This window comes from Oscillospiraceae bacterium (assembly GCA_034925865.1).
Lineage (GTDB): Bacteria > Bacillota > Clostridia > Oscillospirales > SIG627 > SIG704.
This window is the reverse complement of the sequence record JAYFRN010000006.1, coordinates 34,332-56,890: the sequence shown is the minus strand read 5'-3', so window position 1 is coordinate 56,890 and position 22,559 is coordinate 34,332. Positions and strand designations below refer to the sequence as shown.

Annotated in this window: 16 protein-coding genes and 1 pseudogene; 11 read left to right on the top strand and 6 right to left on the bottom strand. The window is 41.7% G+C overall.

Annotation, left to right across the window (positions count from 1 at the left end):
* Window positions 1-176 precede the first annotated feature (176 nt).
* The 3 genes from VB118_02580 to VB118_02570 are packed head-to-tail and all read right to left on the bottom strand — an operon-like array spanning window position 177 to window position 4,319.
* Window positions 177-2,015, bottom strand: coding sequence for a diguanylate cyclase (locus VB118_02580; GenBank protein MEA4831489.1), 1,839 nt, complete (start codon window positions 2,013-2,015; stop codon window positions 177-179).
* Window positions 2,016-2,036: 21 nt separating this feature from the next.
* Window positions 2,037-3,167, bottom strand: coding sequence for a tRNA guanosine(34) transglycosylase Tgt (gene tgt / locus VB118_02575; GenBank protein ID MEA4831488.1), 1,131 nt, complete (start codon window positions 3,165-3,167; stop codon window positions 2,037-2,039).
* Window positions 3,168-4,319 (bottom strand): hypothetical protein, encoded by a 1,152-nt coding sequence (locus tag VB118_02570; protein ID MEA4831487.1) that lies wholly within the window; start codon window positions 4,317-4,319, stop codon window positions 3,168-3,170.
* 463 nt (window positions 4,320-4,782) lie between these two features.
* Between VB118_02570 and VB118_02565 the strand changes: the two are divergent.
* The 4 genes and pseudogenes from VB118_02565 to VB118_02550 all read left to right on the top strand — a co-directional run bounded on the left by VB118_02565 (window position 4,783) and on the right by VB118_02550 (window position 8,981).
* Window positions 4,783-5,841: pseudogene (locus VB118_02565) on the top strand (ABC transporter ATP-binding protein).
* Window positions 5,842-6,227: 386 nt separating this feature from the next.
* Window positions 6,228-7,037: an ABC transporter permease gene (locus tag VB118_02560; GenBank protein MEA4831486.1), complete on the top strand. Its 810-nt coding sequence runs from the start codon at window positions 6,228-6,230 to the stop codon at window positions 7,035-7,037.
* A 44-nt stretch (window positions 7,038-7,081) separates the two neighbouring features.
* Window positions 7,082-7,897, top strand: coding sequence for an ABC transporter permease (locus VB118_02555; protein MEA4831485.1), 816 nt, complete (start codon window positions 7,082-7,084; stop codon window positions 7,895-7,897).
* Window positions 7,898-7,919: 22 nt separating this feature from the next.
* Entirely contained in the window at window positions 7,920-8,981 is a 1,062-nt protein-coding gene (locus tag VB118_02550) for a spermidine/putrescine ABC transporter substrate-binding protein (protein ID MEA4831484.1), read from the top strand.
* A gap of 236 nt (window positions 8,982-9,217) precedes the next feature.
* Here the strand turns inward: VB118_02550 and VB118_02545 are convergent, their stop codons facing one another.
* The 3 genes from VB118_02545 to VB118_02535 are packed head-to-tail and all read right to left on the bottom strand — an operon-like array spanning window position 9,218 to window position 11,565.
* A complete protein-coding gene (locus VB118_02545) occupies window positions 9,218-10,087 on the bottom strand; it encodes a radical SAM protein (protein MEA4831483.1) in 870 nt (289 codons plus the stop codon).
* A 6-nt stretch (window positions 10,088-10,093) separates the two neighbouring features.
* Window positions 10,094-11,044 carry a BadF/BadG/BcrA/BcrD ATPase family protein gene (locus tag VB118_02540; protein ID MEA4831482.1) on the bottom strand — a complete coding sequence of 317 codons (951 nt, stop codon included), beginning with the start codon at window positions 11,042-11,044 and terminating at the stop codon, window positions 10,094-10,096.
* On the bottom strand, window positions 11,041-11,565 hold the full coding sequence (locus VB118_02535) for an SLOG family protein (GenBank protein ID MEA4831481.1): 525 nt from the start codon (window positions 11,563-11,565) through the stop codon (window positions 11,041-11,043). The genes VB118_02540 and VB118_02535 overlap by 4 nt, the downstream gene beginning before the upstream one ends.
* 258 nt (window positions 11,566-11,823) lie before the next feature.
* On the opposite strand from VB118_02535, the gene VB118_02530 reads away from it, so the two are divergent.
* The 7 genes from VB118_02530 (at window position 11,824) to yihA (ending at window position 22,549) form a co-directional block, all read left to right on the top strand.
* Complete coding sequence (locus tag VB118_02530) at window positions 11,824-12,939, top strand: Gfo/Idh/MocA family oxidoreductase (GenBank protein MEA4831480.1); 1,116 nt, start codon at window positions 11,824-11,826, stop codon at window positions 12,937-12,939.
* Window positions 12,940-12,958: 19 nt separating this feature from the next.
* The gene (locus VB118_02525) at window positions 12,959-13,843 is read left to right on the top strand and encodes a Gfo/Idh/MocA family oxidoreductase (GenBank protein MEA4831479.1); all 885 of its coding nucleotides are present in this window, start codon (window positions 12,959-12,961) and stop codon (window positions 13,841-13,843) included.
* An 82-nt stretch (window positions 13,844-13,925) separates the two neighbouring features.
* Window positions 13,926-16,406: a 3'-5' exonuclease gene (locus tag VB118_02520; protein ID MEA4831478.1), complete on the top strand. Its 2,481-nt coding sequence runs from the start codon at window positions 13,926-13,928 to the stop codon at window positions 16,404-16,406.
* A 19-nt stretch (window positions 16,407-16,425) separates the two neighbouring features.
* The gene (locus tag VB118_02515; GenBank protein MEA4831477.1) at window positions 16,426-18,222 is read left to right on the top strand and encodes a beta-galactosidase family protein; all 1,797 of its coding nucleotides are present in this window, start codon (window positions 16,426-16,428) and stop codon (window positions 18,220-18,222) included.
* Window positions 18,223-18,325: 103 nt separating this feature from the next.
* The gene (locus VB118_02510; protein ID MEA4831476.1) at window positions 18,326-19,273 is read left to right on the top strand and encodes a hypothetical protein; all 948 of its coding nucleotides are present in this window, start codon (window positions 18,326-18,328) and stop codon (window positions 19,271-19,273) included.
* A gap of 192 nt (window positions 19,274-19,465) precedes the next feature.
* Window positions 19,466-21,925, top strand: coding sequence for an endopeptidase La (lon, locus tag VB118_02505; protein ID MEA4831475.1), 2,460 nt, complete (start codon window positions 19,466-19,468; stop codon window positions 21,923-21,925).
* Window positions 21,926-21,967: 42 nt separating this feature from the next.
* Window positions 21,968-22,549 carry a ribosome biogenesis GTP-binding protein YihA/YsxC gene (gene yihA / locus VB118_02500; GenBank protein ID MEA4831474.1) on the top strand — a complete coding sequence of 194 codons (582 nt, stop codon included), beginning with the start codon at window positions 21,968-21,970 and terminating at the stop codon, window positions 22,547-22,549.
* Window positions 22,550-22,559 lie beyond the last annotated feature (10 nt).

Genomic DNA, 22,559 nt, shown 5'->3' with positions numbered 1-22,559 from the left:
TGTAATTGAATAATTAATTACCTCGCCATGGAGAAAAGGTTCTGGTGAGCTTATCTCTATAGAACATCGATTATTGATTTTAAAAACACGTGAATTTGCTTCCGGACAGTCCGGTTGTATACCGCAGGATTTTTATGATGAATGGTTTCGTGATAATCAGTTTATTGAATTTTCGTTCATAGAAATTGAGGGCAGTTATTATTTTTGCCTGTTGCTTTTAAATGCTTCGCTTCATAAAGCGCTTTGTCCGCTGATATGTAAAGAGAGTCAAAATCATTACCGTTTTCAGGATATAAAGCAATTCCCATACTGAATGATATGGGTATATCAAATTTACCGCATAAGCAAGATTTATTAAGCTCCTCGTAAAGCTCGCTGACCTTTTTTTTGGCTTGAGCGCGCGAAGAAATGTTTTTTAAAAACGCCCCGAATTCGTCGCCGCCGAGTCTGCCGAGATAATCGGTTTCACGAAATGTTTTTTTCATCGAATCCGAGAAAAGTACAATTGCGCGGTCTCCCTGCGTATGTCCGAGAGTGTCATTTATTGATTTGAATTTGTCTATGTCAAAATAAATAAAGGCATTAATGGTTTCCGCACAATCGGCAGACAATGAAGCATTGATTTTTTCTTTGAACGAACCGTGATTAATGAGTTCGGTCATGGAGTCGCGTTCGGAACAGTCACGCAGCTTGATTATTCGTTTTTGCTGCTGGTCAATATTGGTGATTTTTCCAATAACCTTCAGTGGCTTTCCGTCGGCGTCCTTGATTATCAGATATTCTGTTTTCTGCCATATTGGAGTACCGTTTGCGTCAAGAATTCTATACTCTGCTGATGAATGGGATATCCCCTCGAGAATCTTTTTACCGAGACAAATATATACATCCATGTCCTCTGGAAATATTTTATCGCTGGGCTGAGTAAGCTGCGACAGCCGCGTACAGGGTGTGCCGTTTCTTCCGTACATTTTAGAGTAATATTGGTTGTATTTTATTATATCCGAATCAAAGCTTCCTTCAAACGTCACGCTTTCAGAAAGCCTTTCCATTAATTCGTATCGTTCCTCACTTTGGCGCAGATGCTCTTTTTCGCTTTCAAGCTGTTTTTTTCTTTTCCGATCAAGAATAATAATAAGCAAAAACACAACGGCCGTGATAATAAGGATTTTAAGCATCAAAACAATTACGCGTGTGGTTTCCAATTTTTGCTGTTCTTCGACAATATCCGCAGACGTAATGCAGAAAATATACCAGTCATTTAATTGAGCGGGCATATATGTGACATACCCTTTATTACCGGAATCTCCATAATAAAAAGCGCCGGAGTTATTGTTTTTTAAATCAGACGATAGCTTTTCCGGTGTAATTCCTTCGCATTTGACATTGCCGACAAAATCAATCACATTAGAACAAAACGGGGTATAATTATTATTTTCCGGTTCGGATATAACGGCTCCGGAGCTGTCGCATATAAATGAATATGCTTTGTGTTGTTGAAATTCTAGGATAAGAAGGTCGGAAACGACATTTGCTGACAAAACAGCGAATAAAACGCCTTTTGGGATCTCTTGATTATAGACAGGCACCGAAATCAAAAATTTACTTTTTTCGTTTTTTATAAAGCATGTTTCGCCAGCCATTGTTTTAACATAAAAGTCTTTGCTTTTTATTTCAAGAATTTCTCCGTTGCTGTCGATGGCTTCGCCGGTTGCATTGGCTATACCGAGGTATTCGAAGTAATTTGCGTCCGCGACGGCTTTCATTTTTGAAACAAGCTGTACTTCATCTGAAAACGAAATATCTGACAAGGTGTGAGAAAATACTGAAAGTATATCCTCATAACTTTTCAGGACAGAACGGATTGCGGTGATCTGTGCCGCAGATGAGTCACGAAGCATATTATATGTGTTTTGCTTTATATAAAGGCTTGACGAAATATGATAGTCGATTATAAAAGCGCCTATCGTTAAAAAATATAGTATTGCCGTTGCGAAACTCATCCACGCTCTTTTCACCCGGTACCTCCAGATTGTAATTCAGATGCGCTTTGATAATATTTCGCTGTTTTCCTCTCTGAATTTAGCAAAACGGCCGTTTTCAATTGCAGAACGGATTTTTTCCGTCAGATTATTATAAAAATACAGGTTGTGCATAACCGCCAGCCTGAATCCGAGCATTTCGCCTGAGCGCAGTAGATGGCGGATATAAGCTCTCGAGTATTTTCTGCATACAGGGCAATCGCATTCGGGATCAATCGGAAGCTTGTCACGGTCATATTTTTTATTATTAAGATTTATCACTCCTGCATGAGTGCAGATATTTCCGTGGCGCGCATTGCGCGAAGGCATTACGCAGTCAAACATATCTATACCGCGGTATACCGCTTCGATGATGTTGGAGCAAGTTCCGACTCCCATCAGATAACGCGGCTTGTTTTCCGGCATTCTTGGAGCGACAATATCAATGATGCGATACATTTCATTCGTATCTTCTCCGACTGCCAGTCCGCCTATCGCATATCCGTCGAGGTCAAGGGATGCGATTTCATCCATATGGGATGTGCGAATGTCGTCATATGTGCTTCCTTGATTAATTCCGAAAAGCATTTGATTTTTATTGATCGTATCATCGAGCGAATTAAGGCGTTTCATTTCGTCCTTACAGCGAATTAGCCACCTTGTCGTGCGCTCGACTGATCTTTGCGTATATGCGTATTCGGCGGGATTTTCAATGCATTCGTCAAAAGCCATTGCTATTGTGCTCGTGAGATTGCTTTGAATTCTCATGCTTTCCTCAGGACCCATAAAAATTCTCGCGCCGTCGATATGACTTTGAAAATTAACTCCCTGCTCAGAGATTTTTCTCAAGACAGCGAGTGAAAATACCTGAAATCCTCCGCTGTCTGTCAGCAGTGGACCGTCCCAGCCCATGAAAGCTCTCAATCCGCCCATTTCTCTTATTATATCGTCCCCGGGACGCAGATGAAGATGATAAGTGTTAGACAGCTCGATCTGACACTTGAGCTGTGTCAGATCCTCGGCGCTTACACCGCCTTTTATGGCGGCGCAGGTTCCGACGTTCATGAATACCGGAGTTTGTATGGTTCCATGCACGGTGACAAGCTCGCCTCTGCGCGCGGTGCCGTCCGTGGCAATAACTCGAAACATTTATGAACGCGCGACGATGAGCTTATAAAGCTCTTCGCCGGAAGACAGACCACAGTATTTTTCAATTGATTTTTCAAATCCATTTTCATTGATATAAGCTGCAATTTCGGGTGCGGTGGGATCATTTTCGGGATTGAATGAAAATCCGAGGATAATTGCGGGAATTATATGTTCGGGGAAAACTCCGTTTTCAAGACAAAACAGAGCCGCTCCGGTGAGCCTATCCGCACGTGAAAGCTTGCGTTTCGGATCGGCGCCTACTCTGGCGAGAGTATCTCCGAGAAGCTTGTTGCCATAGCGTGTGATCAGATCGTCTCCGTGCTCATAAAGCTCGTCCGCACTCTGGCCGTATGCTTTTGCGAGAGCGATTGCGGATTCGCGCAGAGCGGCACGGACGATATCGCGGATTTCCTTGTCTGCGATAGCTTCGTATACGTATTTATATCCTTTTTTATATCCGTGATAAGCAAGCACGCAATGACTCATATTATGCATATACAGTTTTCTCTTTATATAAAAATCGAAAGGCTCATATGCGATAAGCGCTGATATATCGGGAAGCTCTCCTACCGCACCGCTTTTATCCGTGTATATTTTATTGTAATTTTCAACGGCAATGATCAGAGGATTCTCCGCAAGAAGCGCGGGAGAAGGAGCGGGAACCATACAGCCTATGGAAGACTGCAATAAGCCTATATGTGTTTTTGCATATTCGCTTTCTTTTTCGTTCAAAAGAGGAAACAGCAGCTCCTTCATGTAAACATGAACATCTATTTTATTTTCACATAATATAAAATTCAAGGGCCTGGGATTGTCTTGAGTACATCTGTGCCTTATGACGGCTGCGACGGATTTTGCTATTATAGGAAGAACGTTGACACCGCATGCGGTAGCGGCAATGTCGCACGAATCTGTTTCATTGCAGATGGCATCCATATCGCGGCCGTCAATCGCGCGGACCGGTCCAACCACTCGTTTGTCATATCCTTCTCCTTTTGTAACATAAAGCGGATAGCACCCCGCTTCATTGATGCGTGTCAACAGCTCTTTATTGACGTCGACAAAAACCACTTCGTATCCGGACTCGGAAAAAATTCTTCCGGCAAGACCTCTGCCTATATTTCCCGCTCCGAAAACAACTGCTTTTTTCATTTGATTGTTACCTTCTTATGTTAAAACTTTTTCATGACGATTATAACATATCAGAAACCGCTTGTAAATAAGAAGCTTAAAAAATGGGCATGTTTATCCCGAGAAATCGAAGCAAATATAAATAAAGGTTTGCTGGATAAACGGGGCAATGAAAATTATTTCTGAATTATTGAAGTCATGTAAATCAGAGTTATAATAAGAATAATTGAGGAAAACGGAGCATTTTGACGAAAATCTGTAAAATATTGCGATTTTTCGCGGTAAAATCCCGAATTTTGAAGAATAAACAAAAAAATACTCAAATAATATTGACATTTACGTAAATACGTTGTATATTATTGTTGCTTTTTTATCGGAAATGATCAAAAATATAACATTACTGATTAAGCGTTTTCCTGAATAATTTAAATGGTGAAAGGATGGCCCGGTTCCGAATGCCGGAGCTGAGGCAATGTACAGTGAGATGACCGAAAACGGGTCCTGTTCTGATGTTCTTGTCCGTCTTTGCGATATATGCAAATCATTTGACGGTGAGGACGTCCTCAAGCACATAAATCTTTACATCAAGGACAAGGCCTTTGTCACGCTTCTCGGCCCTTCGGGCTGCGGAAAAACAACAATACTCCGGCTTATTGGCGGTTTTGAATCGCCGACTTCCGGAGATATCATATTCGAAAACGCGGTAGTAAACGATGTCCCGCCTCATAAAAGGCCGGTTAACACCGTTTTTCAGCGTTACGCGCTGTTTCCGCATCTTAATGTTTACGATAATATTGCGTTCGGGCTCAGGATCAAAAAAACTCCGAAGGAGGAGATTAATACGCGAGTTAAAAAAATGCTTGCGATGGTCGACCTCAAGGGCTATGAAAAGCGCCCTGTTTCAAAGCTGTCCGGCGGACAGCAGCAAAGAGTTGCCATAGCCCGCGCTTTGATCAATATGCCGCGGCTGCTTCTCCTGGACGAGCCGCTCGGAGCTCTTGATCTCAAGCTGCGCAAGGATATGCAGCTCGAGCTTAAAATGATTCAGAAGCAGGCGAACATTACGTTTATATACGTTACACACGATCAGGAAGAAGCACTGACGATGTCAGACGTGATCGTTGTTATGAAATCCGGCGCAATCCAACAGATAGGCACGCCGCAGACAATTTATAATGAACCGGCGAATGCCTTTGTCGCAGATTTTATCGGCGAAGCCAATATTCTCGATGCCGTAATGGATAAAGATTATTCTGTCTCCGTTTGCGGGCGTACTTTTGAATGTGTCGATATTCGTCCCGAAGGATCCGAATATGTCGATCTTGTCGTCCGTCCTGAGGATATTGAAATCACCTCGCCGGAAAAGGGCGTTTTGACCGGCGTTGTTACATCAAGTATGTTTAAAGGCGTACATTACGAGATGACCGTTGATGTCTGCGGTTATTCATGGCTTATTCATTCCACCGCTGCTGCCGAAGTGGGACGGGAAATTGGCATGTATATCACACCCGAAAACACTCACATCATGAAACGAATGTTTGAAGACGCCGAAAATGTCATCACTGTTTCCATTAAGAAAATTTCTGAAGAAGACGGAAATAAATACGCCGAATATTCTCTCGAGGACGAAACGTTTTCAGCTGTTCTTGATGATAAGTATTCTGAAGCCGAAGAAGGCGACGATATTACTTTTTCTCTTTCTCCGGAAACAGTCGAGGTTGTTCCGGAAGACGAGGGAGATTTCAACGGATATCTTGACAGCGTCATATGGAAAAACAGAGACAATGAGATGATCGTCATCACCGACGAACGCAGATATTTGATCAAATCGACAAACGACGAACAGGTCGGAACGCGTGTCGGCATAAGGCTCCATCATGAAAATGCCCGTATTGTATCAATCAAAAAGCCTATAGGAGGCGACGGCAGATGAAATCCAGAAAGCCGTTTTATCCTTATTTAGTTTGGATGATTTTTTTTACCGTCATTCCGCTTGGCATGGTATTATATTATTCATTTACCGATGATGCCGGAGCCTTTTCATTTGATAATTTAAAATATCTGACCAACCCGTATATCGTGAGAGTTTACATCGATTCGCTTCGTATGGCGTTTATAACGACGGTTATCTGTCTTGTCGCCGGATATCCGTTTGCTTATATAATAAGTAAAATGTCAGTTAATAAACAGCGCACGATGAATATGCTGATCATGCTGCCGATGTGGATGAATTTTCTGCTCAGAATATACGCGTGGATGACTTTACTTGAAAGCAACGGCATAATAAACAATATCCTCGTGTATTTCGGACTTGAACGACAGCAGCTGATCAATAACGACGGAGCGGTTATAACGGTAATGATATATAATTTTCTTCCGTTTATGATCATACCTATTTATACCGTGATGTCAAAAATTGATAAATCTTTGATAGAGGCCGGACAGGATCTCGGATGTAACGGCTACAACATATTCAAACGCATTGTCTTTCCGCTTAGCATTCCGGGCGTCATTACAGGAATAACTATGGTTTTTGTCCCCGCCGCAAGTACCTTTGTCATAAGCCAGCGCCTCGGAAACGGCATGATGATAGGCGACGCGATAGAACAGTATTATGTCGGAAGCTCCCCCAACATCAATATGGGCAGCATGCTCAGCCTCGTATTGATGATCATCATTGTCATAAGTATGGCAATTATGAACCGCTTCGATAAAGGCGAAGACGCAATATTGATTTAAACAGTTATAAAGCTTATATACAGAGAGGAGAGAGGATCATAAACATGAAAAAGCTTATTTCAAAGATTTACTTAGGCATAGTTTTTCTGTTTCTTTACGCTCCGATCCTTGTTATGATTTTCTTCTCGTTTAACTCGACAAAGTCAAAAACAATTTTTTCGGGGTTTTCCTTCCGATGGTATGAAGCATTATTCAGAGACGAAATACTGATGGAGGCGCTTCTTAACACGCTTTTAATCGCCGTGCTTTCTTCTGTCGCGGCGACAATACTGGGAACCGCCGCGGCAATAGGAATACACAACCTGTCCAAACGCGTTAAAGGTGTCGTCATGAATGTATCAAATCTTCCGATTATAAATCCGGAGATAGTGACGGGTGTTTCGCTGCTTTTGCTTTTTGTATTCATCATGGATCCTCTCGGACTCGATCTCGGCTTTGTCACGGTGCTGCTTGCGCATATCGTATTCAATACGCCTTACGTCATTTTGAATGTAATGCCACGTATACGGAATATGAACGTAAACCTGTATGAGGCGGCGCTCGATCTCGGCTGCGTGCCGTCTGCGGCTTTTCGTAAAGTTGTCTTGCCGGAGATATTTCCTGGCGTTTTCGCGGGATTTTTAATGGCCTTCACATTTTCACTTGACGATTTCATCATCAGTTATTTTACGAGCGGCACTTTTCAGACACTTCCGATTTATATCTACGGCCTTTTAAAAAAGCCGATACCGCTTTCCATAAATGCACTCAGCGCGTTATTGTTCATCATAGTCATTCTCACTCTGCTGCTTATGAACTTAAAGGATACAAGAGCAAGCAGAAAATCTCAGCTCGCTTATGAAAATGAAAAACAAAAATAATATAAAGAAAGGCTCAACTGAATTGAAAAAACTTCTCTCTGTCTTAATTATCTGTGCGCTTTGCGTATCCGTCGCCCTCCCGCTTGCATCCTGCGGAGACGATGCCAACACAATCGTCGTATACAACTGGGGACAGTATATGTCCACCGGCGCCGATGTCGACGCGGCGGATGACGTGATAAAGCTTTTCACTCAGGAAACCGGAATTAAAGTCAAATACCGCAATTTCGCTACCAATGAGGAGTTATATGCCAAGCTCAAATCCGGCGGAGCAAAATGCGATGTAATCGTTCCTTCCGATTATATGATTGAAAAAATGGTCAAAGAGAATATGCTCGCGAAAATTGATTATTCAAATATCCCGAATTATTCAAATATAATGGACGATTTTAAAAATCTAGAATATGACCCGGATAATGAATATACCGTTCCTTATTTCTGGGGAACCGTCGGCATAATATACAATAAAAAATATATTACGGAGCCGGTTGACAGCTGGGATATACTCTGGAGTGACAAATATCAAGGAAAGATACTCATGTTCAACAATCCCCGCGACGCGTTCGCGATTGCGTTAAACAAGCTCGGCTATTCCATGAATTCGACAAATCCAGATGAGATACGTGCCGCCGCCGCGGAGCTTAAAAAGCAGAATTTCATTTATAAAATGGATGAATTCTTTGAAATGCTTCCCAGCGAAAACGCATATATGATGCCTTATTATGCCGGCGACTATATAACAGTTCACGCAGAGAACGAGGATCTGGCTTTTGCGATCCCCAAAAGCGGAACAAATATATTTAATGACGCGTTCTGCATTCCTGTGACAAGCGGTAAAAAGGAACTCGCGGAAAAATTTATAAATTTCATGCTCAAGGCCGAGATCGGCAAATTGAATACCGAATATGTCGGATATTCGACTCCGAATAAAGCGGTTTACGACCTTCTCGGTGACGACGTCAAGAACGACGGCATATCATATCCTGATATAAGTGACAAGTGGGAGCATTACCGCTATTTACCCGATGATATCGATAATCTGATGAGAGATCTTTGGATTGAAGTAAAAAGTTCAAATCAATAATTACTTTTTAAAATGCTGCCTGCAAACGTAATTGTCTGCAGGCAGCATTTAATTCAATCAATTGCAAGTAGCTCATGAATTTTCTTTTCAGTAACCATTGAATTATGCCGCAGGTTTTTTGCAGAAGCATTATCTGTATTTTTAATCCATATCTTTCCGTGAAGAACCTTTCTTGAATTAAAAACACTCCGGAAGTATAGTATGGGTTTTTTATAGTAAAGAGTTTTCCTTCGGCGTTAAAAAAGGCTCAGCTGTTCGGGCTTCGGCTGTTCGGGAAATTCATGCAGATAAGCAAATATTCTTTCGTTGCCTTTCATGATGCCATGCTTGTTGCATTCCGATTGAAATATTCTCATAAGCGCTTCGCTATTTTCGCTCATAACTTCATATGCATAACCGTATTTGCTTTGATATTTCGCACGAAGCCCGGGAAAGCTTCGGTCGAGGGCCGCGTAAAAATATTCACGGTCGCCCTCGCGCAGTGTCATGCCGATGCCGAAGCAAATAATTCCGAAAACCTTTGCCTCAACGCAATATTCAAGTATTCCCCGAAGATTGTCTTCGGTATCGTTTATATACGGTAAAAGCGGAGACAGCCATACTACTGACGGAATTTTGTTGTCACGCAGTATTTTAAGAACTTCAAAACGATATTTCGTTGAACAGACATTAGGCTCCAGGATTTTACATAAATTCTCGTCGTATGTTGTCAGTGTCATTTGAACGACACATTTTGATTTTTCGTTGATGCTTTTCAATAAATCCAGATCACGTAAAACGCGATCGGATTTGGTCTGAATCGAAAGGCCAAAGCCATACTGATCGATGATTTCAAGGCAGCGACGGGTAAGTCCGAGCTGTTGTTCGCAGTGCATATACGGATCACACATCGAACCCGTTCCGATCATGCATTTCCTGCGCTTTGCTTTAAGCGATTTTTCCAATAGCTCCGGAGCATTTTGCTTGACTTCTATATCTTCGAAGTCATGTGTGAATTGATAGCATTTGCTGCGGCTGTCGCAATAAATACATCCGTGTGTACAGCCGCGATATAAATTCATGCCGTTCTGAGACGACAGTATTCCTTTTACATGTATGTAGTGCATAATGCTTTATATTGATATAGAATTCATAAAAGCTTCTTCTTCTCTTTTACCGGCTTTGATACCGGTGATATTCATCGCTTCGGCTACTGCGCCAAAAACTGGAGGAGCAATAGGATTTATAAGCTCAATGCCTTCTCCGATTAATTTTTGAAGCATGACGGGAATGACATCTTTATCACGGAACATACCTCCGCAAAGAACGACGCGGCATTCTTCATCGGGAAAATAGCTTTTAAGGACTGAAATATGAAGTTTAATTTCGTCGACTGCTTTATCGATTATTGCGACTGCGACTGTATCGCCGAGAGAACGGGCCATGAAAACAATCGGAGCGACTGCGGCGACCGCGCTTTTTCCGCCTTTATAAAATTCATCCAGCTTCATGGAAAACGGCGCACCATAACGCTCGTCGAGCAGCTTTGCTAAAACAGTTTTTTCACCTCTGCCGTCTCTCGCCCGGAAGGCTGCGCATAAACCGTCGCGTCCGATTGAAAAGCCGCTTCCGGCGTCGTCAACAAGATATCCCCATCCGCCGCATTGGAACAGCTTTTCACCTTTTCGCGCAAAAGCAGATGAACCTGTTCCGGCGATCATACAGCATCCGTTATTATGATAAATACCGCATGAAATACAATTATGAGCGTCCGAACCGATTTTTAATAAGGTCTGAGGCAATACAATATGTAAAAAATCATTGAGTTTTATTAAATTTCTACCTGTGGATGCTCCCGAGATTCCGGCAAAGCAAGCTGTAATATCGGTTTCTGACAGTTCGGAGCCAGACAAAATATCTTTTATATAATTTTGAAGCGACTGACAGGCGTTATCAAGTCCGGAGTCGTTCGGATTTGAGCCTGCAAACGATTTTTTTGCGATGGCTTTTCCGGAATCTGACACGATAGCTATGTCGGTTTTTGTGCCGCCGCCGTCTATACCCATAAATATGTTCTGGTTCATATATTTTCCTTTTTAATTTCAAACGTTACGGGATTGATGATTATAACGCGTTTCTTCTTTTTAAGGGAATATCTGACAGTCTGAGAAGTTCCGCCGGAGGAGCCGTCCCAGACCGCAAGTACGAAATCGGAATTATCAACCATATATTTGTTGCGCTTATGCATACAGTCCGGACTGTAATTTACTTGAAGAATTTTTGAATCATCGGCCTTTGAGAGAATAGCTCTGAAACGCGCTTCCTGCTCGTATGTCCATTTTGAATATTGCTTCTCACATGGAAGAGCGCAGATAAGCCTTATATTCGGATGAATACGTTTAATAGACAGCGTTTGCTCCGCGGCGATCTGATCGATTCCGAGAGCCATCCCGGTTATAAAAGTATCAACTCCGCAAAAATCGTATAAAAAGCGTATTTGTTTGTAGATAAGATCAGTCAATTTCATGCACTTTTCGTCAGATTCGTCAGATCCGAACGGAAGGCCTGAAAACCGGTGACCGGTAAAACAGCAAACGCAGCCCAAAGTAATTCCTCCGAAATCTTTTTATCGAAGATATTATATCAAATATAAAAGATAATTTCAATGATAAAGCGACAGAATTAATATCAAATAAAAATCCGCGTGGAAAAATCATGTGACAAATAATGTGAAAATTACGGAAAATTAACAACAATATTATAAATACCCTTTACTTTTTTGAGTTTTAATATTATAATTTACTCGTTAATGCCTTTACGGGCGTTAAATACGGCACGACCGCAGGAGTGGAAGGCCGAAAATATGAGAGGTATTATGAAAAAGCTCAATGTTGCAATTCTCGGGCAAGGCAGAAGCGGACGGGATATCCACGGCGCATTTTTGCAAACAAACGCCGGCAAAGAAAAGTTTAATCTTGCCGCCGTTGTTGAATGGGATGCACAGCGCCGTGAAATCGCCAGGAACGAATATGGCGCGGGCTGTGATATCTATTCCGATTACAGGGATCTGTTCTCAAGAAAAGATATTGATCTTGTGATCAATTCAACGACCAGTGAACAGCATGCTCCTATAACAATTGATTTATTGAATCATGGCTTTAACGTCGTATGTGAAAAGCCTGCTTCTCATTCTGTTGCGGAGCTTGACGACATGATCGCGACAGCAAAAAAGAACGGAAAATACATGAATATTTTCCAGCAGTCACGTTTTGCTCCTTACTTTGTAAAAATCAAGGAAATATTGGATTCAGGTGTGCTCGGCAGTCTTATCGAAATAGACGTTCAATTCGGCGGCTTTTTCCGCCGCTGGGACTGGCAGACGGTTCTTTGCTTTAACGCCGGCAACCTCTACAATACCGTTCCTCATCCCCTCGATCAGGTTTTAAGTCTTATAAACGATTATGACCATATGCCGGCCGTTCTTTCGCGTCTTTATAACGCAAACGGTTATGGTGACGCCGAGGATTATGCGAAGCTTGTTCTTTCTTTCCCCGGAAAGCCGTTTGTAATTGTTTCCGCATCCTCAAGCGATCCTTATCCTTCCTATACATATAAAATTCAAGGAACACGCGGCGGACTCAAAGCTTCACAGTCTCAGATACAATGGAAGTATTTCATTGGTTCGGAGGCTTCCGAACAAAAGCTTACCGTGCTTCCGCTGAAGAAAGAAGACGGAACCCCGAAGTATTGCTCTGAAAATCTCAACTGGCATGAAGAATCCTTCAGCGTTGACGGAAGCGGCGCTTTTACGGGAGCTGTTCAGAAATATTACGAAATGACATATGACGCGCTCGTAAATGGAGCCGATACTCCCATAAAGCCATATCAGGTTCGTCAGCAGATAGCAATTTACGAGGAAGTACGCCGCCAGAACCCGCCGGACATGAAATATGCAATGTCTGATTTTGTAAGAAAATAATTATTAAGGAGAAATAAAAATGTATCGCGTTGGTATACTCGGAACAGAAAATTCACATGCAATGGCCTTTGCAAAGACCATGAATACGAAAAACGAAAAAGGCGAATATAATTATCCGGACTTCAGAGTCACCGCTCTTTACGCTCTTGAAAAGTCTCCCAGCGAAGAAATCGTAAAGGCCTGCCCGGAAACTGAAATTAAAATTGTTTCCTCGCCGGAGGAAATGCTTCCGCTTGTGGACTGCGTAATGGTGACATCCCGTCACGGAAAATATCACCTTCCTTTCGCAAAGCCCTTTATCAAGGCCGGAATGCCATGCTTCATAGATAAGCCTGTCACCATCTCGGTGGAAGACACCCGTGAACTGCTTGCTCTTGCCGCTGAAAACAAGGTGCCCCTGATCGGCGGCTCGGGATGTAAATTTTCACCGGAGCTTCTCGAAATGAAAACTGAAATTGCCGAAGGCAAAGTCGGCAAGCTTTACAGCGGCATAATCAATTTCCCGGCAGAACTCGAAAGCGAATACGGCGGCATGTATTTCTACGGATCGCATCTTGTCGAAATGGCTATGACCGCTTTCGGCAGCGACATTCTGTCAGTCAGCGCGTTCGCTTCATCGGAAGGACATCTTACCGCTGTTGCCAGATATACAAAATATGATATTATTCTAAATTTCGTCCGTAATTACCAGTATATTGCAATCGCATACGGCGCCGGCGGCAACATTGTAAAAAATCCGAACATCGGCGGGATCTATGAAAGTGAAGTAAAACATTTTGTCGATATGATTCGCACCGGCAAATCCGCGATTTCAACTGACGATCTTGTTAAGCCGGTATATGTACTTAATGCCATAGAAAAATCACTCGCTGAAAAACGTGAGGTTGCTCTCTCGGAATTCTGATAAATCAAACAAATCAACCTGATGCCTTTCGACGCGCGACTGTCGCGCGTCGAAAGGCAATTCCCATAAATAAGGATAGAAAATGACGATTAACGATTCCCTGAACGCTGTGGAAAAGCGTGTAAATTCACTCAAACATGTTTTCTTTGATAAATACTATTCTTTCCTCAATGACCGGCAGAGAGAGGCGGTATATTCCGTTAAAGGAAGAGTCCTTGTGCTCGCCGGAGCAGGCAGCGGAAAAACAACGGCCTTGGTGAACAGGATAGCGTATCTGATTAATTTCGGAGACGCGTATTATTCTAATAGAAATCCCGAGGTTTCCGAATCAGAATTAAAAATGCTCGAGGGAATTGCCGCTTCGGGTATAACTGATATGAATATGTTGTTCGGAATATTAAAGCCTTTTGCGGATTCTCCCTGCCCACCGCACAGAATTCTTGCCATAACCTTTACGAATAAAGCCGCGGCCGAAATAAAATCAAGGCTTGATATACTTGTGGGAGAGGCTGCAAAAGACATCTGGTCCGGCACCTTCCATTCGATCTGCGTCAGGATATTGAGAAGGTATATAGATCAGATAGGCTATAACAGGGATTTTTCTATATACGACACGGATGACACAAAAAAGCTGATCGTTTCCTGTATTAAAAATCTGCAGCTTGACGACAAGGTGTTTGTTCCCCGCGAAGTGCAAAATAAAATTTCATACGCAAAGAACCGAATGATTTCATACGAGGAATTTACGACACGCTCTTCTTCACGGGATTTCAAAGCGCGCGGCATGGCTCAGATATACGAACTGTATCAAAAACGCCTCAAAGAAGCAAATGCTTTGGATTTTGATGATATAATAATGCTGACAGTAATCCTTTTCAGAGATCATAATGAGCCAAGAGAATACATACAAAACAAGTTTTCATATGTGCTTGTCGATGAATATCAGGACACCAATACGGTTCAATGCATTCTTCTTAGAATCATATCGGAGAAATGCAAGAATTTAATGGTCGTAGGCGATGACGATCAGAGTATATATAAATTCAGAGGAGCAGTGGTTGAAAACATACTTGGCTTTGACAAGGAATATCCCGAAGCAAAAATAATAATGCTCGAACAGAATTACCGCTCGACAAAGAGCATCCTTGAGGCTGCGAACGCGCTTATCGCTCATAACGAATCAAGGCACGGAAAAATCTTATGGTGTGATAAGGAAACTGGAGATAAAATACTTATCAAGCGGCTTCCCGACCGTGAGCAGGAGGCTCAGTTCATTGCGGATACAATAAAAACACTAGTTTCTTCGGGGAAGTATAAACTTTCTGATTTTGCCGTGCTGTACAGAGTCAACGCGGTTTCCAACGAGCTTGAAACTGTATTAACTAAGAACGGAATTCCGCACAGGTTGTTGAGCGGAACACGTTTCAATGACAGAGCGGAAATAAAGGATATACATTCATATCTCGCGGTGATCGAAAATCCTTCTGATACAGTTCGTTTAATGCGTATAATCAATACGCCCAGGCGCGGAATAGGGGATACCGCGGTAAATACCGCTTTAACTGTTTCAGAAGAAGAGGGAATCACATTTTATGAAGTCATCTGCAACTGTGATAAATACGAAAAGCTGAAACCGCTGAAGAATAAATTCGCGCCTTTCTGCGAGATTATTGAGAAAATGCGTCTGAAGAAAAGTATTATAAGCCTTCCGGAGCTTTTCAGATCAGTGATTGAAGAAAGCGGATATATGGATATGTTGATCAAGCTCGGAAAAGAAGCCGAAGACAAGATCGATAATATAAACGAGCTTGTATCAAACGCCGTCTCTTTTACCGAAAAGCATGAAGAACCGACGCTTTCAGCATATCTCGAGGAATCTGCGCTTATTTCGGATATAGACAATTATGATGAATCATCTGATTCTGTGGTATTAATGACAGTACACAGCGCGAAGGGGCTTGAGTTTAATTACGTGTTTCTTCCCGCTGTTGAGGAAGGAATATTTCCATCGCAGAGATCGGTTGATTCTCCGGATGAAATAGAAGAAGAAAGACGGCTTTTTTATGTCGCGTTAACCCGTGCAAAGAAAAACATTTGTATAACAAACTGCGAAACAAGGCTTTTATACGGCTTCATATCGCGAAATCCGGTTTCGCGTTTTGCTTCGGAGATACCCGATGAATACTGCGATAATAAAAATGTCAAGGTCTTTCGTTCGTGTCCGGAGGAAAGAAACAAAGATTATGAATGCCTCGATGAAGGGCAACGATTTGAAAACTCAAAAAGAACGGAAAGCAGTAAAATAAAAGGCGGCTCTGGCGGCAGAGCTTCCGTAAATTCTCAGCATGATCGGTTGCCTGATACAAAATCACCAAAGATCAATGTAAATAAAGCACCTAAATTCGACGCAGGGGATATTATCGAGCATAAGCTGTTCGGTATCGGTGAAATAGTTGAAGCGACCGAGGTTGCGGGCGATATGCTTTATGTAATCGATTTTGCAAAAGCAGGACGAAAGAAACTGCTGGGTAATTACGCTCAACTTAAAAAATCAAATATTTAAAATAAATAAGGAGAGGCATATGAAAAAAGATCTTTGTATTAAAAACGGTTCGTTTTATCTCGATGATGATCCATTTATAATCAGATCCGGTTCAATTCATTATTTTCGCGTGTTTCCCGAATACTGGAAAGAACGGCTGTTACAGCTGAAATCCTGCGGAATGAATACCGTGGAGACATATTCATGCTGGAATCTGCATGAGCCACAAAAGGGCTGTTTCGATTTTTCAGGAATGCTTGATTTGAAAAAATTTATTGAAGCGGCATCGGAAGTTGGTTTGTACGTCATTCTCCGTCCGGGTCCGTATATTTGTGCCGAATGGGATTTTGGCGGATTTCCCGCTTGGCTGTTAAAGGATGAAAACATAAGGCTCAGATGCAATTCGGAGCCTTATATGACGCATGTGCGTGATTATCTTAATAAATATTGCGATTTAATACATGATTCATTATATTCACGCGGTGGAAACGTAATAGCGCTGCAGATCGAAAATGAATATGGCAGCTTTGGAAATGATAAGTCATATCTTGCCGCATTAAAGGAATTATACTTAAAAAATGGAATTGACACATTCTTTTTCACCTCTGACGGTCCTGTCAGGCTGTCGTTCCAGGGTGGAAGCCTTCCGGAGGTTTACGAAACGGCAAACTTCGGAAGCAACGCAAAGGCCGCCTTTGACGAATTGAAGCGTTTCAGACCGGATGATCCGCCTATGTGTACTGAATTTTGGGACGGATGGTTTGATCACTGGGCGATTGATGCTCCGCATCATACACGCGATACGGAATCGTTCGGAAAAGAAGTCGCCGATATGCTGGATGCAAATGCGTCCTTTAATTTCTATATGTTTCACGGCGGGACAAACTTCGGGTTTATGAACGGTGCGAACTATGACGGTAAATATATGCCGACTGTAACAAGCTATGATTATGACAGCATAATAAGCGAATGGGGAGGATATACTGAAAAATATACAAAGCTTTGTTCACTGATGAAAGAAAGAACAAAAGTGAAGCTTCCCGAACGACCTGCTGAACATAAAAGACGTGCTTACGGAGAAATAATTCTCGACCGCGCCAAACCATTTTTATCATGTTTTAAAGATATTTCAGGATTTCATCATTCCTCTTTTCCGGATTCAATGGAAAAATATGATCAGAACACAGGCTATATAGTATACGAAAAACGCCTTTGCGGGCCGCACACGGGCGGAGAACTGAGCTTTGGTGACATAAGAGACAGAGCGTATATTTTTGCGGACGGAAAGCTTTTAAAAACCATATACCGCAACGACGAGGAGCAAAACAAGCATTTGAAGCTTCCTGAAATACCTGAGAGCGGATTATTGATAACGATTGTGACAGAGAATATGGGACGCGTAAATTACGGCTCGGGTATATATGACAGAAAGGGAATTATTGGTGGTATTAAGCTTGACTACCAATATCAGTTTGAATGGGATGTGTATACATGCCCGATGACCGATATTCCCGATGACGGGTATATTCCGTCATCCGAGCTTAGTGCGGATATGCTTCCCGCGTTTATGAAAGGGACTCTTTTTTTGAATGACGCTCCGGACGGGCACACATTTATTAAAACAGAGGGCTTTAAGAAGGGAATTGTTTTCGTAAACGGTTTTAATTTAGGAAGATACTTTGATGTTGGACCTACTAAAACGCTCTTTTTACCGGAAGCTCTTTTGAAAAAAGGAGAAAATGATATAGTTGTGTTCGAGCAGGAAGGTATTGGAAATGCGAAGAGATCTTCCCAGGGATATCCAATATGTGAAAGCGTTGACACACCTCGTCTGTAAAAAATTTAAAAAAAATTAAAATTATTCAAAAATCCTCTTGTATTACGAATTTAAATGCGGTATAATAAACATAGAAATTTTGTACAAAAGAAAGGGTTTCACTATGAAAAAGGCTATAAGACTTTTTTCCGTTATTCTTGCATGCATGATGATTTCGGCTCTGATCGCAGTCAGCTCATATGCTGCTCCCACGACCGATCCTAAGTTCATCGCATGGACAGACAAAGACAATGGTGTAATTTTCTACACCGATTTCGAAGGATATCCTGTTGCCGCCGACGGTATGCCGACCAATATCGATACCATTGTTCAGGACGAAAAAGGCATGCGTGTTATTGAAAACGCGGGCTTTACTGATGACAGTCTTCCTTACGGCTTCGTTAAATCAAAAGACAGCGAATTTACCGATGCGAAAATATTCCAATCTACTTATGGTTGGTATAGAAAGTTTGCTCTCGGATTTGATAAGACCGATGCCAACAGCGTTATGGGAATAAGAACAGCTTATATTCCCGTTGAAGCAGGAACAAAGATCAAGACCGAATGCGTTCTTTGGTTTGTTGATAATATGACCAGCGCTCAAGGAGTTATGGGCTTCAAAGTTGAGTATTGGGACAAGGATCTCAAAGCTGTTGCCGCTACTGATACCAACTATTATGAATACACTGCCAATTCTGACACTGCCAATGCTGGAAATGCATATGATGGCGGCGCTGGTTTTGCAACAACTGCTCCCGCAGGAACTGCTTATATCACCGTTAATCTCTATGCTACAAAAGATACCATTGCTAATGACATTCAGTACGACTGCCTTTTGATAAAGACAGACGATTCCGCAGCCGGAAGAGCTGCTATGGCTCCTACGCCTGCTCATGAAACTGATGCTGACGCCGTGATCGCAAAAGCATACGCTGATGCTCATCCCACTGCAACAGAACCTGCAGAAGATGATACAACGAATCCGACCACCGGTGATACCACCGTTGTATTCGCTCTCGTTGCTGCTCTTAGCCTTGCAGGTGTAGTTGTCGCAAAAAGAAGAGCTAAATAATTAAATTCAAAAGTGAATAAACAAAAAAGCGAGCTCCTCGGGGCTCGCTTTTTTGTTTTACGACATCGCTTACTATTAACCGCTCAGAAAATTTAATTGAAAATTAATAAAAACTTATGGTCTTTTATTCTTTTGTCTGATATAATAGAAAATGACTTATTCTGCTCAATATGAAAAAAGGAAATAATATAAATGGTTAAATATACAGAAAAATTAACAAGCTTTACTCTCCCTGTAATTGCAATGCGAGGAATGGTAGTATTTCCTGATATGCCGACAGGATTCGAAGCTACGAGAGAAATATCTGTCGCAGCTATTGAAAAAGCGCTGGAATCGGACAAAAAAATATTTATAGTGACACAAATTGATTCTTCTGTAGATATTCCTGAACAAAAGGATCTATATAAAATCGGCACAATTGCAGTAATAAAACAAGCTTTAAAACTTCCGGATAAGCAATACCGTCTTATCGTGGAAGGAGTTGCTCGCGCAGAAATGACGGAGCTTCATAAGTATGAAAACGGAGAATTGTACGCCGATGTAATCAAAAAAGCGATAGCGCTTGATGATAACGGCGGTATCCGCGGAGAAGCTTTAATTAAAAACGCAATAGACAGGCTTAATACATATCTAAAATTTGCTCCGAAGCTTTCAAAAGAGGCGACTGTCGCTATAAACGCAATTAGCGATCCGGGGTTATTTTCGGATTTTATCGCCGCTAATGTGTTGTTTAAATATGAAGACAAACAAGAAATTCTTGAGGAATTCGACCCGATAAAACGCGCGGAGTTGATTTCTCTTATTTTGGAATCAGAGATTGATATACTAAAGCTCGAAGAGGACATAAACAAAAAGGTCCATGATCGGATGGATAAAAGTCAGCGCGATTATTTTCTCCGTGAGCAGCTTCATGTTATAAGAGAAGAACTTGGAAATACCGAACCTGAAGAAGAATCCGATGAGCTTTACGATGAAATAGTAAAAAAGAAGCTGCCGAAAGCTGTTGAAGACCGTCTTTTAAAAGAAAATGAAAAGCTTTCAAAGATGGCGTTTGGTTCAGCGGAAGCCACCGTTATTAAAAATTATATAGACGCATGTCTTGAATTGCCTTGGACAAAGAAAACCAAAGACAGACTTGATATAAAATCCGCGGAAAAAATATTGAATGAAGATCATGACGGTTTAATCGACGTCAAGAAAAGAATCATTGAATTTCTTGCTGTAAAACAGCTTGCTCCTGAACTGAAGACACAGATCATCTGCCTTGTCGGAGCGCCTGGAGTCGGTAAAACATCAATATGCGCTTCAATAGCAAGAGCTATGAAAAGAAAATATGTGCGTATATCTCTGGGAGGTATTCGTGATGAAGCGGAAATACGCGGACATAGAAAAACGTATATAGGTAGTATGCCAGGTAGAATAGTAAACGCTTTGACGCAAGCCGGTTCTTTGAATCCGGTTGTTGTACTTGATGAAATTGATAAGCTTGCATATGACGGTCACGGAGATCCCGCGTCGGCTTTGCTTGAGGTATTGGACGGTGAACAGAATCACGCGTTCAGAGATCATTTTATTGAAATACCGGTTGACCTTTCGGATTGTATGTTTATTGCAACAGCAAATACTACTGAGACCATTCCAAGAGCATTGCTCGATAGAATGGAAATTATTAGCATTAAGGGTTACACTGCGTCGGAAAAAATATCAATAGCAAAAAACCATATAATTCCTAAGCAGGTTAAGCGTCATGGGTTGAATCGAAGGATTTTAAAATTCACAGATGCGTCGATTACAGAAATAATCGAGTATTACACAAGAGAGCAAGGCGTCAGAAATCTTGAAAGAGAGATAGCTAAGATATGCCGCCGTGCCGCAAAAAAGATTGTTTCGGGCGAGGCTCAGACATTGACTATTGAGTCTGCTGACATAATCAATTATCTTGAAAAAAGAAAATATAAAAAAGATAAGATTGAAAAGCTTCCGCAGATCGGTGTTGTAAATGGACTTGCGTGGACAGAATCCGGCGGCGAATTGCTTAAAGTCGAAGTTTTGACCATGCCCGGTACCGGTAAGCTTGAGCTAACGGGTATGCTCGGAGATGTTATGAAGGAATCGGCTCACGCTGCGATAAGTCTTATTAGGAAAAATGCCGAAGCGTTCGGAATTAAGGATACAAATTTTTATAATAAGACTGACATACATATTCATTTTCCCGAAGGAGCGGTGCCAAAGGACGGGCCGAGCGCAGGAGTATCTATGACCTGTGCGCTTGTATCGGCTCTTTCCGAAATGCCCGTAAGAACCGACATCGCAATGACAGGCGAAATAACGCTCACTGGAAATGTGCTTGCTATAGGCGGTCTCAGAGAAAAGTGCTCGGCTGCTTATGCAAACGGAATGAAGAAAATAATAATTCCCATCGAAAACCTTGATGATCTTGATGAAGTCGACGAAGAAGTTAAACAAAATGTTGAATTTATTCCGGCAGATAGCATTTTCGATGTGTTGAGAGTTGCATTATGCGGTTTCAAAGAATTAGAAAGCGCATCTGAAACAAAAGTAAAAGCGCCTTCAGCTACTGATTTTGAAAATACGAATATAAGTATTTCAGAAATAAGAGTACCTGTTAATATTACAGGCATGCGAAGCTGAAAATCTTATTATTTACCGTTTAATAAGCTTCAGGAGGAAGTGATGAATAAAAACAATGTATCTCTGACAATTTCCGCCGGATTTTCCGAGCAGCTGATAAGAGACGGATTATATCAAATTGCTTTTTCGGGACGTTCAAATGTAGGCAAAAGTTCATTGATTAATAAACTATTGAACAGAAAAAACTTTGCACGCGTAAGCGGAATGCCGGGGAAAACGATTACAATTAATTATTACAATATAGACGGAAAGATATATTTTGTGGATCTTCCCGGATATGGATATGCACAGCGCAGCAACGAAGAACAGCTTAAGTGGTCTAATCTGGTTGAAGCTTATTTCGAAGAAAACGACAAGCTTAAAGCCGTTATACAGTTGATAGATATAAAAGTCGGAGCGACAAAAGATGATATCAATATGTTTACATGGATGAATTACCATGACATACCATATATTGTTGCGGCCACAAAATCTGATAAACTAACAAAAGCAATTCTAAAAATCAATCTAGACGAGCTTCGAAACAGTGATATCATCCGTCCGGGCACGAAAGTGATACCATTTTCTTCTCTTACAGGAGAGGGAAGCGGGAATGTATGGTCTGAAATCCTGAATAACTTATAAAACGGAGAAT

Bases quoted from the DNA above. Each gene is read 5' to 3' on its own strand.
- VB118_02555 (MEA4831485.1), top strand. From the start codon at position 7,082: ATGAAAAAGCTTATTTCAAAGATTTACTTAGGCATAGTTTTTCTGTTT.
- tgt (MEA4831488.1), bottom strand. From the start codon at position 3,167: ATGTTTCGAGTTATTGCCACGGACGGCACCGCGCGCAGAGGCGAGCTT.
- VB118_02510 (MEA4831476.1), top strand. From the start codon at position 18,326: ATGAAAAAGGCTATAAGACTTTTTTCCGTTATTCTTGCATGCATGATG.
- VB118_02560 (MEA4831486.1), top strand. From the start codon at position 6,228: ATGAAATCCAGAAAGCCGTTTTATCCTTATTTAGTTTGGATGATTTTT.
- VB118_02525 (MEA4831479.1), top strand. From the start codon at position 12,959: ATGTATCGCGTTGGTATACTCGGAACAGAAAATTCACATGCAATGGCC.
- VB118_02530 (MEA4831480.1), top strand. From the start codon at position 11,824: ATGAGAGGTATTATGAAAAAGCTCAATGTTGCAATTCTCGGGCAAGGC.
- VB118_02540 (MEA4831482.1), bottom strand. From the start codon at position 11,044: ATGAACCAGAACATATTTATGGGTATAGACGGCGGCGGCACAAAAACC.
- VB118_02570 (MEA4831487.1), bottom strand. From the start codon at position 4,319: ATGAAAAAAGCAGTTGTTTTCGGAGCGGGAAATATAGGCAGAGGTCTT.
- yihA (MEA4831474.1), top strand. From the start codon at position 21,968: ATGAATAAAAACAATGTATCTCTGACAATTTCCGCCGGATTTTCCGAG.
- lon (MEA4831475.1), top strand. From the start codon at position 19,466: ATGGTTAAATATACAGAAAAATTAACAAGCTTTACTCTCCCTGTAATT.
- VB118_02545 (MEA4831483.1), bottom strand. From the start codon at position 10,087: ATGCACTACATACATGTAAAAGGAATACTGTCGTCTCAGAACGGCATG.
- VB118_02520 (MEA4831478.1), top strand. From the start codon at position 13,926: ATGACGATTAACGATTCCCTGAACGCTGTGGAAAAGCGTGTAAATTCA.
- VB118_02515 (MEA4831477.1), top strand. From the start codon at position 16,426: ATGAAAAAAGATCTTTGTATTAAAAACGGTTCGTTTTATCTCGATGAT.